Here is an 11,710-nt window from a genome sequence, read left to right as displayed (position 1 = left end):
TCAGGCCTTGCCCATGAGGCCCTGGGGCCGGAACATCAGCACCGCGAGGAACAGCGCCAGCACCACGGCCATCTTGTATTGCGGGCCCAGCAGCAGGCCCCCCATGACCTCGATGACCCCGACCAGGATGCCGGCGATGAAGGCACCCGCCACGCTACCGAAGCCGCCCAGGTTGACCACCACGAACGCCAGCAGGATGAAGGTGGCACCCACCTCGGGGAAGATGGGGAAGAAGGTGGACAGCAAGGCGCCTGCCGCGCCGGCACACGCGGCACCGATGCCCCAGGCGAGCGCGAACATCTTGTGCGAGTCGATGCCCATCAGGCGCGCGGCCTCCTTGTCGGCGGCCGTGGCTTCCAATGCCGCACCGAGCTTCGTGCGGTGCAGGAACCAGTAGACCGTGCCCGTGACCACCACCGCCCCGAGCCCCGCCACGAGCTGCGGCAGCCCGAGCTGGATGCCCAGCACGTTCACACCGCCGCTGACGAGTGAGTTCTCGATGGAGCGGAAGTCGGGCTTCCACAGGAACTGCGCCACGCCGCGCAGCAGGAACATCAGTCCGAACGTGGCGAAGATCTGGCTCAGCATGGGCGCGTCGATGATGCGGCGGATGATCGTCTTGTAGACCAGCATGCCGACGCCGAACAGCATCAGCACGGTGAGTGGCAGCGTGAACACCGGGTCCAGCGCGTACAGCGAGAACAGCCAGAAGCTCGCATACATGCCGAGCATCAGGAATTCGCCGTGGGCAAAGTTCACGATGTCCATCACGCCGAAGATCATGGTGAGGCCGATCGCGACGAGCGCGTAGATCAGCCCGATCAGGACGCCGGAGGCCAGCGTCTGCAGCAGGATGTCGGTGGTCATGGGGAAGGTCCTTCGCGCACGGTCACTTGCGCTTGTCCCAGCCGGGCATCGGCCACACCACGTCGCGTGCGGCCATGTTGAACGGCCACACGGTGTTGTACTTGCCGTCCATGACCTGCACGAGGATGCCGCGGCCCAGGGTGTTCTGGCCGGTGCTGTCGAACTTCACGCCGTTCCACGGCATGATCAGCCCGTCGGCCTTCAGGTCGGTGGCGGCGAGCGCCTTGCGGATCTCCTCCGGGTCGGTGCCCTTGGCCCGGTTGATGGCGTCGGCCAGCACCATGATGCCGGTGAAGCTGCGCGACGAGTTGCCGGTGAAGTTGGCCTTGGTGCGGCCGAAGTACAGGTCGTTGACCTGCTTGATGAGCGGGTTGCGGGAGGTCAGGTCGAGGGCCCACACCTCGCGCGTGATCACGAACTCGGCATCCTTGCCCAGCGTGCGGATGAACTCGGTGTCGGTGAAGCCGGCGTTGTTCGCGAGGATCATGTCGGGCATGAACCCGAGTTCCTTGTACGTCTTCATCGACAGGATGGCGTCGCCCAGGTACGACGACTGCAGCACCACCTTCGGGCTGGCCACCTTCAACGATTGCACCTCCGACGTGAGCTGCGTGCTCTTGGCCGGGTAGGTGATCTGCTTGACCAGGCTGTAGCCGAACTCGGGTGCGAGCTTGGCCTGCAGCTTCGTGGTCTCGTTGCCCCACAGCGTGTTCTCGTTGAAGTTGGCGAGCGCCCCCACCTTGATGCCCTTCTTCGCTTCGAGCTCCTTCATGAACTCGAACGCGTTGTGCACGAAGAGGTCGTCATGCGGCGTGGTGCGGAAGAACCAGCGGAAGCCACGCTGCGTGAGCGAGGCCGACGACGATTCGGCGTTCAGGAACGGCACCTTGTAGCGCTCGGCCACCTGGCTCGCGGTGGCCGTGACGTTGCTGTTGTAGGCGCCGATCAGCGCCACCACCTTCTCCTGTGTGATCAGGCGCTCGGCTTCGGTCGCGCCGGTCTGCGGGTTGCCCTGGTGGTCGGCGAAGATGAGCTTGATCCTGGCGCCCTTCAGGCCGGGCAGGCCGCCGCCGGCGGCGAAGGGCAGGTTGGGGATGCCCTTCGCCCCGTTGTTGACGATGTCCACGGCGAGTTCCATGGCCTGGCGCATCTCGGCACCGGCCGACGCCGCGGCGCCGGTCAGCGGGTAGATCGCGCCGATGCGAATCTCCTGCGTCTGCGCATGGGCCGAGACCCCCAGGGTCGACACGACGGCGGCTCCGAGAACGGCACGGATGAAGGTTCTACGCATGATGGTTCCTTGGTTGCTCAGATGACTGGGATCGAAGTTGATGGCCCGTCAGGCGGCCAGTTCGCTGTTCAGCAGGTCGGTGACCAGCATCGCCCCGGGTGCGTGGGTGATGCAGAAGCCGGGCCGCGCGGTGGCGATCGCGGCCTGGGGTGTCACGCCGCAGGCCCAGAACACCGGCACCTCGCCCGGCAGGATCTCCACGGGGTCGCCGTAGTCCGGGGTGCCGATGTCCGCGATGCCGATCAGGGCCGGGTCGCCGACGTGCACCGGCGCGCCATGGACCTGGGGCAGGCGCGAGGTGATCTCCGTGGCGCGGGTGGCATCGGCCGCGCTCATGGGCCGCATCGACACCACCATGGGGCCGTGGAACGGGCCCGCCGGCCGGGTCTCGATGCGGGTGCGGTACATCGCCACGTTGTGGCCCCGCGTGATGTGCCGGAGCGGGATGCCGTGGGCGAGCAGCGCGTGCTCGAACGAGAACGAACAGCCGATGACAAAGCTCATCAGGTCGTCACGCCAGAGGTCGCGGATGTCGGTGGGTTCGGACACCAGTTCCCCGTGGCGCCAGACGCGGTAGCGGGGCACGTCGGTGCGGATGTCGAGGTCGGCGCCGAGGGAGGGAATGGCCGGGTCGCCGGGCTCGGACACGGCCAGCACCGGGCACGGCTTCGGGTTGGCCTGGCAGTAGCGCAGGAAGTCGCGGCCCAGGGCCTCCGGCAGGATGACCAGGTTGCCTTGCACGTGGGCGCTCGCAAAGCCGCTGGTGTGGGTGTCGAGGGCACCGCGGCGTGCGGCGAGCCGCACGTCGAGGCCGGTGGATGCGGCGGTCCAGGAGGGCGATGGAACCGCGGAGGACCGGGGCTGAGGGTTAGTACCTAACATGGTGTTCGTCTTCCTTCACGTCATGCGTTTGGAGTGCATGACGAGATTGTGGGAATTCGGACACCGCTTCGCCAACGCGAAATTTCTTGCTCAGCCCATCGATTTTTCTGATGACCAACGCCGGTGCGCGGCGGGGGTGTTCTTGGGGCGGCCGTGCCTGCAGACGGTGCTTCGGGTCAGCCGGCGGTGGTGGCGCGCCGTGTGGGGCGCGGGCGCTGGGTGGCGTGATCCACGGCGGACGCCAGTGCGGCATCCGTGAGGTGGGAGGTGGGATCCTCGCGGTAACTGGCGTGCACGGGAAGCGGTTCCAACACCACGTCCGTCTGCAGGATGCGCAGCGGCAGGCGCAGCGACAGGTGGTCCACGGCGGCCCGCGGCAGCGTGGCGATGCCGAAACCCGCTTCCACCAGCTGCACCATGGCCGACACCGACTGGATCGCGTGCACGCGGGGCGTTTCGCTGCCCGCGCTGCGGAACAGTTCCAGCAGCGCCACGTGGGGCTGCGAACCGCGCTGGAACGTGAGCAGGTCGAACCCGAGCAGGTCGCGCAGCTTGTACAGGAGGCGGGCGTGCAGCACCTTGTGGCCCACGAAGTTCATCGCCATCGACGGCAGCGTGCGGGTGCGGATGCCTTCACCCGAGGCGGGCAACGCGGCGAACACCATGTCCTGCTTGCCACGCTGCAGCTGGTCCACGAGGATGGGGCTCGTTTCGACCGTGAGCTCGAGCTCGAAGTCGGTGTGTTCGGCCTGCATGTGCTTGAGCCACGGTGCGAGCCAGCTGTGCACTACCGACTCGATGGCCCCGATGCGCAACACGCGCGAGCGCATCGTGGCCGAGCCCATCTCTTCCTTGATCTGCGTCTGCATCACCAGCAGGTTCTGCGACAGGTCGTGGAAGCGCTGGCCGGCCACGGTCAGGCGGAACAGCTTGTCGCGGCGGTCCAGCAGCAGCACACCCAGTTCGGTCTCGAGGACGGCGATGCGGCTCGACAGCGCGGACTGCGTGATGTTGAGCTTCTCGGCCGCACGTGTCACGCTCTTGAGCGCCACGGCCCAGTGAAAGGCTTCCACGAAACGCAGGTTCATCGCAAGGGCCCCGGGGTGGGCTCATCGAAAGAATCGATGGGCATCCCCCCATTCTGCACAGGTCAGGGCACGATGGCCTGCGGGCCGTCCAGCCACTGCCATTGGCCCGGGGCCAGGCCGGCGGGCAGCGTGAGCGCGCCGAAGCCGCTGCGGTGCAGCCCTTCGACCCGGTTGCTGACGGCGGCCATCATGCGCTTGACCTGGTGGTACTTGCCGTCCACGAGGGTCATGCGCAGCGTGAGTTCGCTCGTCAGTTCGCAGGCCACGGCGCGCACGGTGGCGGGGTCGTCCACGAGCTTCACGCCTTCGAGCAGGCGGTCGACCTGGTCGGGGGTGACCGGGTGCTTGCAGGTCACCTCGTACACCTTCGGCACGTGCTTCTTCGGCGACGTGAAGCGGTGGATCAGCGCGCCGTCGTCCGTGAACAGCAGCAGCCCGGTGGTGTCCTCGTCGAGGCGGCCGATGCTTTGCACGTCGCGGCGGCGCAGCGGGGTGGGCAGCAGGCTGTAGATGCTCGGGTGGTGCTTGGGCTTTTGCGAACACTCCACGCCCTGCGGCTTGTTCATCACCAGCAGCGCCTTCTCGTGGTACGTCCAGGCCTCGCCGCGCACGGTGAACTGCAGGCCCGGTGCATCGACGTCGGCGAACGGGTCGTCGACGCGGGTGCCGCCCACCGTCACGTGGCCGGCGGCGATCAGGCCCTCGCATTCGCGGCGGGCGCCAAAACCTTGGGAAAAGAGCAGCTGGGCGAGTTTCATGTCAGTGGTGCAGTTCGAGCGTGACGACGTGGCCTTCGGCGAGCGGCCACGCACGGCCGGCGATGTGTTCGCCATTGAATTGGCCGGCCACCGTGCGGTGGCAGCGGTCGGTGACGTGGGCGGTGGCCGCCGAGATGCCGGCCACGCCGGCCGGCACGTCGGGTGGCGGGGTCAGGCCGTCGAGCGTGATGTGGTCGCGCTCGCGGTCGAAGTAGCCGCGCGGGCGGCTCAGGGTCACCACGGCGAGCCCCGGTGTGCCGGGCCGGGGCAAGCGCTCCACCCGAAGGTGGACCATGCCGGACGACCGCAGGAACGGCGAGCGGTACAGGTGCGTGGTGGCGTAACCCGGCGCGGCCAGCACGAACTCGTAGGGCTGGCCGGCCCGGGCGTCGAACGGCCCCCATCGCCCATCGGGTCCCACGGTGTGGTGGTGCACGGCGGGGCCGAGCCGTTCGCCGGTGGCGGGGTGGGTGGCGTACACCTCGACCGTGGCGCCCACGAGCGGCAGGTTCGACGGGTCGAAGCCGCGGTGGTTGTCGGCCCCGAAGCCCGACACCTTGCCGTCCAGCCGCAGGCGGGGCTCGGGCGTGATCTCGAGCGAGGCGGGCGGGGCGCCCGTGAGGAACTGCCAGGTGTGCGCGAACGCGTGCGGGCCGAAGGAGGTTTCGCGGTGGTCGGCACCGGGCAGCACCACGTTGGTGGCGCCGCGAAGTTCGGGGCTGTCGGCCTGGATGCCGGTGGGGAGGTGGGGGGCACCGAGCCAGGCGCCGTGGGGCTGGCAGTACTTGTCATTGCCGTCGGACCGCAGCGTGAGCCAGGCCACCCCGGGCGTGACCTCGTGGCCGTCCGGGCCGGGCACGTTCAGCAGCGACAGCAGCGGGCCGGCGCCGTTGAACTCGCTGCCCGGCCGGTGGCTGTCCGATGTCCAGACGCCGTGGTTCGGGGTGCCGCCGAGCACGGCATGGGACACCCTGCCTGCACCGCCGTGCCGTGCGAGGTAATTGCGCACCGCAAAACCACCGCGCGAGTTGGCCACCAGCGCGACCCGTTCGGCCCCGGTGGCCGCGCGCACGCGGTCCACCTCGGCCGCGAGGTACGCCACGTGGTCGTCGCTGGAACTGCGGCCCGGTTGCGGCACGCGGTCATCGTCGCGGGCCATCGGGTAAGGGTGGTCGATGGCGTGCAGCCGCTCGCGCGGCCAGCCGTTCGATTCGAAGCGCCACACGGTGGTGATCCACAGGCCCGCGGTGTCGCCGTTGCCGTGGACGAACACGATGGGCGGGCGGTCGGTGGGGAAGGCGTCGGGGCTGGGCACACGGCCATTTTCCCGCAAAGGCGCCGTCGACTGTGCTTGCGGTGACAGCCGGGCCGCGCCGGCGCACGCACAATCCGCACAATGTCTCGAAATCCCGACGCGGTGGCCCCACCGGCGTTCGGCAACACCGTCGCGTGCCTGGCCGCGGCGCAACTGCTGGCCTGGGGCGCGCTGTACTACACCTTCTCCGCCTTCGTGCTGCCCATGCGGGACACGCTGGGCTGGTCCAAGTCCGCGATCATGGGGGCGTTCACGCTGGGCCTTGCCGTGTGGGGTGCTGCCAGCTACGGGGCCGGTGCAGCCATCGACCGTGGCCATGGCCGTGCGGTGATGACCGGCGGCACGGTGCTCGCGGGGCTCGGGTTCGGCGTGTGGTCGCAGGCCGGCCGCATCGAGCTGCTCTACGTGGCCTGGGCCCTGCTCGGCATGGCGATGGCCATGTGCCTCTACGAACCGGCCTTCAGCGTGGTCACCCGGCGCTTCCCCACCCGGTACGGCTCGGCCATCACGTGGCTCACGCTGGTGGGCGGGTTCGCGAGCACGCTGTCGTTTCCCGTGACGCTGTGGCTGATCGGTGCGTTCGGCTGGCGCCCGGCGCTTGCGGTCATCGGCGCGGTGCTGCTGGCCGTGGCCGCACCGCTCAACGCCTGGGCGCTGCGGGGTAGCGACCCGCCGCGCCCGCCCCGTGCCGCGGACGTGGCCGACGATGCCACGCTGCACGAAGCCTTGCGCCACTCGGCGTTCTGGCTTCTTGCGGCCACCTTCATGCTGTATTCGGTGGTGTCGGCCACGTTCTGGGCGCACGTGATGCCCGCCTTCGCGTCGAAGGGCACGTCGCAGGGCGACGCGCTCGCCGTGCTGATGTGGATCGGCCCGTCGCAGGTGATCGGGCGGCTGGTATTCCTCGGGGCGGGCAAGCGCTGGTCGGCCCGCACGCTCGGGCTCGTTGTGTTTGCCGCAATGCCGCTGTCGCTGCTGCTGTTCGCGCTGGCCGGCGGCCTGTGGGTGCTGCTGGTGTTCGCGGTGCTGTTCGGTGCTGCGAACGGCCTGGTCACCATCGTGCGCGGCCACGTGGTGCCCACGTACTTCGGGCACGCGCACGTGGGCCGCATCAGCGGTGTGCTGTCGGTGCTGTCCCTCGTGCCGCGCGCGGTGGGCCCCATCGCGGGGGCCTGGATGCTGCTGGTGGTGCCGGGCTACCGGGAACTGCTGTTGATGCTGGCGGCACTGGCCGGGTTGGCGTGGGGAGCGTTCGTGTGGGCGGGGGCGCCGTCGCGCCGGGCGGCGGTCACCGGGCCGGCTTGATCGCCGCCAGCTTGGCAGCCGCTTCGCGTTTGCCCAGGGTTCGGAGCGCGGCGATGGCGGGCAGGTGCTTGGCCCGAGGCCGCACGGTGCCGGCCTCCCACAGGTAGACGGATTGGTCGGACGCGCCCACCAGCAGGCCCACGTCGGCTACCGACAGGCCGAGGCGCTTGCGGTGCGTGGCCAGGCCCTTGGCGCTGAAGCGCAGGCCGGACGCTTCGGGCTCCGGCCCGGCGGACGGCGCCGGGGGCGCCGTGCCACTGGCCTTCTGCAGCCGGCGGACGGCTTGTTCGAGTTCCCGGTTCTTTCGCTTCAGCTCGGCGATGTCGGCGCGTTGCGTGGCCAGGGCCTTGCGGAGATCGGCGATGTCGCCACGGATCTCCTTGCGGGCCAGGCGGGTGATCTCTTCCTTGAGGACGGATGCGATGTTGGGCATGCCCATAGTGTGCTTCAACATGGCCCGGATGGCACGCCGCCGGGTTCAGGGCCGGCGCCGGGCCTGCTGCCGGCACTGGCGCTCGAGGGTGCCTTCGCTCCCCTCTCCCAGGCCGGCGTAGACGCCACACGGCCACACGAGGCCGCCGTATTGCTCCATGTACCAGTATGGAGGCTCCGACGCGCAGATGTCCAGGTGCTTCACGCGCCAGGCGCCGCCCGTCTTCTGCAGCACCACCCACAGCATCTTGTCGAGGTCGGGGTGGCAGCCGTTGGCCAGGCCCCAGTCCATCCCCTTGCCCGAGGCGGACACCAGTCCGCCCACCAGCACGGCCCAGCCGCCGTCGACGTTGAGGCGGTCCACCTTGATCCGCACGGCCTGGCCGGCCTCTTCCGACGCCTTCGGACGGATGGCGTCGAGGATGGATTGCCGCTCCCCCTTCGGCAGTTCCGTGGCGCCCAGGCCCAGGCAGGTGGCGGCGAGCAGGAGCAGCAGGGTGAGTCGTTTCATCGTGGGCCGGGGTGGCAGGGGCGGGGCGGCCATTCTGGCGCACGGCGACGGGGCATGCGAACATCGCCGCATGCCCCGCTTCACCCTGTCCACTGCCGCCGCCGCCCTCATCCTCGGCGCATGGACACTTCCCGGATGGGCCGTGACCCCGTTGACCCCCCGCCTTGCCGACACCACCCACACCGCACTGCTGGCGGCGCTCACGCAACAGGGCCTGCCCGAGGTGGCGCAGCACAGCGTCGTGATCGCGTTGACCGCGGCGCTGGGGTTCGAGCCGAAGGCGAACACCTTCACCTACGAGCCGCCTGCACCGCACCTGCCGAAGGTCGGCGTGCGGGCCGAACCGGCGGCGGCCGGCTGTGCGCGGGTGGACGCACGGGTGGCCCTGGCGGCCACCCAATGGCGCGTGCGGGGCACCTACTGCCTGGTGGGGGCGGCCGAGTGGCGGTCGGGCGACCAGGCCGTCACTGAAGTTGGCCGCTGAGGCCGAGTCCGATCAGGACGACAGGTAGAAAAGGAGACACGTCGATGAGCGAGCCCTTCATGCTGGATCTGGAGACTTACCTCAAGCGCCTGGGCTACCCGTCGGCACCGCCGCCGACCCTCGAAACCCTGCGCGAACTGCAGTTGCGGCACACCGCTGAGTTTCCCTTTGAAACCCTGTCAACGATGCTTCACGCCCCGGTGCCCGTCGACCCGCCTGCGGTGCAGGACAAGCTGCTGCGCCAGGGGCGCGGCGGCTATTGCTTTGAGCTCAACCAGCTGTTTCTGCTGCTGTTGCAGGCGCTGGGCTTCGAGGCGCGCGTGCTGACCGGGCGAGTGGTGATGGGCGGCCCGGAGGATGCCCAGACTGCTCGCACGCACATGCTGGTGCTGGTGACCCTCGAGGGTGTGCGCTACATCGCCGATGTGGGCTTCGGCGGCATGGTGCCGACCGGCCCGCTGCAGCTGGACAGCGAAGCGGAGCAAGCCACCCCACACGAGCCTTACCGACTCACTCTGATCGGCGGTACCTACACCTTGCGCGCACTGGTGACCGGGAGCTGGCGGGCGATGTACGTGTTCGACCTGCAAGTGGTGGCGGACATCGATTGCGCGGTCGGCAGCTGGTACGTATCCACCCATCCGGACTCGCCATTCCTTGGCCAACTGATCGTCGCCCGCACCGGCCATCGTCTGCGCAAGACCCTGAACAACGGCAGCTTCGCCATCCATCGCCTGGGCGAAGCCAGCGAACGGGTGCAACTGCGGGACGTTGATGCGGTGCTTGAGGTGCTGCGGGATGAGTTCGCCATCCAGGTGCCGGAGCACCCCGGGCTGCGCGTGGTGATCGAACGGCTGATTGCTGGCGAGTGAGGGGGAAGCGGCGGGCCCAAGCCTATTGACCTGCCGCCCGATGCAGCGGCTGGTACGCTGTTGCCCCTTGTGGGAGCGGGCGCAGCGCTCGATGCCGCATGATCGGCGCATGGACTACAGGTAGGGCAGTCCTTCAACCGGCCTCGCGAAGCCCTGGCGTCGGCACGACGTGATCGGGTGGTGCCTCGCCTTCGGGCTCCCCCGGGCGCTCGGCGACCAAGGCAGAGCGGTATCGCGGCGCGGACGGCATGTATCGCCTGGGCGGCCTCGCGCGGTTGATGGTTGCACGGGCGCCGTGACGCCATGCGCAGCGCCGCGCGCTATTCAGCCGAAGGCTTGCGGGCGCGTGCCCGCGCTGGGGTCCCAGGTTGTGCCCCGAGCAAGGTGTTCTCAGTGGCTGCTGCGATCTGACTCGCGAAGGCTTCGCTGTCCACAGCGCGCGCGAGCGTCACGGCACCCACCAGCGTGGCCAACGCGGCGCATGCGCTGTCAATGTCCCTCGGGGCTGACGGCGACACAGGGCCGTCGACGACGGCCTGCGCGACATCGCGCAGCGCAGCCTCGAACACCGCTCGTGACGCCTGATCGGACCGCGCCACTTCCGCCGGCATCGACTGCAATGTGCATCCCTCCGAAAGGTCGCAGGTGCGTTTGGCCGTCAGGTAGAACCGCACGAACGCCGGCCACCACACGCGCCCGTGCTCGGCTTGAAAGTACAGAACACCGCCGCGCAGATCGGCCATTCCGTGCTTGACCGACTCGCGGAATGCATCGGCCTTGGAATCGAAGTGCACGTAAAAGGCACCAGAGGTCACGCCCGCCTCTTTCGCCAGGCCATCGACCCCGATGCCGCCAAATCCGCCCTTGCGAAACACGCGTCCAGCGGCTTCCAGGATGCGCTGGCGCGTCTGCACCTTCTGCTCGGACCGCGACATGGGAACTCCTGCCATTCGTGAATTCATGATTGTAGTTGACGAGAGAACGATCGTTATGTAGATTGGAGTAACGACCGTTATGTAATTGGCCTGCGCCGCAGGTGCACACGCTCGACAGCCGCCATCCTCACCTGGAGAAACCCATGCCGCTCACCCTGACCCTCACCGAAGGCGTACTCGCCGAAGGCCAAGAGAAAGTCGCCTTCGCTCGGCTCTCGGATGCCATGCTCAAGTGGCATGGTTTGACGGGGAACCCGGCGGTAGCGCCGAACATCGTGGGTTCGATCCACCTTCTTCCGAAGGAACACACTTACGCCGGATCGAAGGAGGCCTCGGTGGCATTCATCGAATGGACGGTCCCGGCTTTCGCGTTTGCCAGCCGTGACATTCAAGTCGGGTACATCGAGGAGGCCACCAACATCATTCATGCGATGTCCGGTGAAATGCAGCCCAAGGAACGGATCTGGGTCAACGTGGTCCATGCCGTGGACGGGGCCTGGGGCATCGGCGGGGTGGCGTTGACCAACGCGCAACTCGCAGCCTGATCCATGCAACTCTCGAACTACTTGTTCTTCACGGACACATGCGACCAGGCGTTGAGCTTCTACGCGGAATGCGGTCTCGGCCGCGTGGTGGAGGTGCTGCGTCATGGGGTCGGCGGCATGCCGGCAAAGAGCGAAGCGCTGATCGGCAAGGTGATGCACGCCAGATTCGAAGGACCGGGCCTTCTTTTCCATGCCTCGGACAACGACGACGCGGAGCCCATGCGGGGTTCCGCGCACTTGCTTGCGATGGACGACCGGGCGTCCACCGACCGGCTCTTCGGCGCCTTGGGGTCGGGTGGCGTCGTGACAACGCCCCTGGGAATCCAGCCATGGGGGGACTACTACGGGAAGCTGACCGACCGCTTTGGTGTGCAGTGGATGCTGAATTGTCACGAGGACAGGTAGTGGCCTCCAGCGACCGCATG

General features: G+C 68.4%; 14 protein-coding genes. 5 read left to right on the top strand and 9 right to left on the bottom strand.

The genetic code is table 11. The features are described from left to right. The 6 genes from ASC87_RS29015 to ASC87_RS28990 all read right to left on the bottom strand — a co-directional run bounded on the left by ASC87_RS29015 (position 1) and on the right by ASC87_RS28990 (position 6,201). Positions 1–867, bottom strand: coding sequence for a branched-chain amino acid ABC transporter permease (locus ASC87_RS29015; RefSeq protein WP_056671411.1), 867 nt, complete (start codon positions 865–867; stop codon positions 1–3). A 22-nt stretch (positions 868–889) separates the two neighbouring features. Beyond that, the gene (locus tag ASC87_RS29010) at positions 890–2,158 is read right to left on the bottom strand and encodes an ABC transporter substrate-binding protein (protein WP_056671409.1); all 1,269 of its coding nucleotides are present in this window, start codon (positions 2,156–2,158) and stop codon (positions 890–892) included. Between the two features lie 48 nt (positions 2,159–2,206). Further along, entirely contained in the window at positions 2,207–3,040 is an 834-nt protein-coding gene (locus ASC87_RS29005) for a putative hydro-lyase (RefSeq protein WP_056671407.1), read from the bottom strand. A 176-nt stretch (positions 3,041–3,216) separates the two neighbouring features. Continuing rightward, entirely contained in the window at positions 3,217–4,128 is a 912-nt protein-coding gene (locus tag ASC87_RS29000) for a LysR family transcriptional regulator (protein ID WP_056671404.1), read from the bottom strand. A 62-nt stretch (positions 4,129–4,190) separates the two neighbouring features. Further along, positions 4,191–4,886 (bottom strand): pseudouridine synthase, encoded by a 696-nt coding sequence (locus ASC87_RS28995; protein WP_056671402.1) that lies wholly within the window; start codon positions 4,884–4,886, stop codon positions 4,191–4,193. A gap of 1 nt (position 4,887) precedes the next feature. Next, positions 4,888–6,201, bottom strand: coding sequence for an alpha/beta fold hydrolase (locus ASC87_RS28990; RefSeq protein ID WP_162255224.1), 1,314 nt, complete (start codon positions 6,199–6,201; stop codon positions 4,888–4,890). Between the two features lie 81 nt (positions 6,202–6,282). Here ASC87_RS28990 and ASC87_RS32340 point away from each other — a divergent pair, with 81 nt between their 5' ends. After that, entirely contained in the window at positions 6,283–7,506 is a 1,224-nt protein-coding gene (locus ASC87_RS32340) for an MFS transporter (protein ID WP_157604445.1), read from the top strand. Here ASC87_RS32340 and ASC87_RS28980 read toward each other — a convergent pair. Both ASC87_RS28980 and ASC87_RS28975 read right to left on the bottom strand, forming a co-directional pair. After that, positions 7,490–7,960: a hypothetical protein gene (locus ASC87_RS28980; RefSeq protein WP_235582340.1), complete on the bottom strand. Its 471-nt coding sequence runs from the start codon at positions 7,958–7,960 to the stop codon at positions 7,490–7,492. The two genes, ASC87_RS32340 and ASC87_RS28980, sit on opposite strands and share 17 nt — an antisense overlap. Positions 7,961–7,984: 24 nt before the next feature. Beyond that, entirely contained in the window at positions 7,985–8,449 is a 465-nt protein-coding gene (locus ASC87_RS28975) for a hypothetical protein (protein WP_056671398.1), read from the bottom strand. Between the two features lie 70 nt (positions 8,450–8,519). Here ASC87_RS28975 and ASC87_RS28970 point away from each other — a divergent pair, with 70 nt between their 5' ends. After that, a complete protein-coding gene (locus ASC87_RS28970) occupies positions 8,520–8,933 on the top strand; it encodes a hypothetical protein (protein WP_157604444.1) in 414 nt (137 codons plus the stop codon). Between the two features lie 44 nt (positions 8,934–8,977). Beyond that, positions 8,978–9,805 (top strand): arylamine N-acetyltransferase, encoded by an 828-nt coding sequence (locus ASC87_RS28965; protein ID WP_056671394.1) that lies wholly within the window; start codon positions 8,978–8,980, stop codon positions 9,803–9,805. 320 nt (positions 9,806–10,125) lie between these two features. Here the strand turns inward: ASC87_RS28965 and ASC87_RS28960 are convergent, their stop codons facing one another. Next, the gene (locus ASC87_RS28960) at positions 10,126–10,740 is read right to left on the bottom strand and encodes a TetR/AcrR family transcriptional regulator (RefSeq protein ID WP_056671392.1); all 615 of its coding nucleotides are present in this window, start codon (positions 10,738–10,740) and stop codon (positions 10,126–10,128) included. Positions 10,741–10,883: 143 nt separating this feature from the next. On the opposite strand from ASC87_RS28960, the gene ASC87_RS28955 reads away from it, so the two are divergent. After that, entirely contained in the window at positions 10,884–11,285 is a 402-nt protein-coding gene (locus ASC87_RS28955; RefSeq protein WP_056671391.1) for a hypothetical protein, read from the top strand. 3 nt (positions 11,286–11,288) lie between these two features. Next, positions 11,289–11,690, top strand: a complete 402-nt coding sequence (locus ASC87_RS28950; protein ID WP_056671389.1) for a VOC family protein — start codon at positions 11,289–11,291, stop codon at positions 11,688–11,690. Positions 11,691–11,710 lie beyond the last annotated feature (20 nt).

The sequence above is a fragment of the Rhizobacter sp. Root1221 genome, from assembly GCF_001425785.1.
Taxonomy (GTDB): Bacteria; Pseudomonadota; Gammaproteobacteria; order Burkholderiales; family Burkholderiaceae_C; genus Rhizobacter.
Note: the sequence above shows the minus strand (reverse complement) of the source record. Positions and strands in the feature narration are given on the sequence as shown.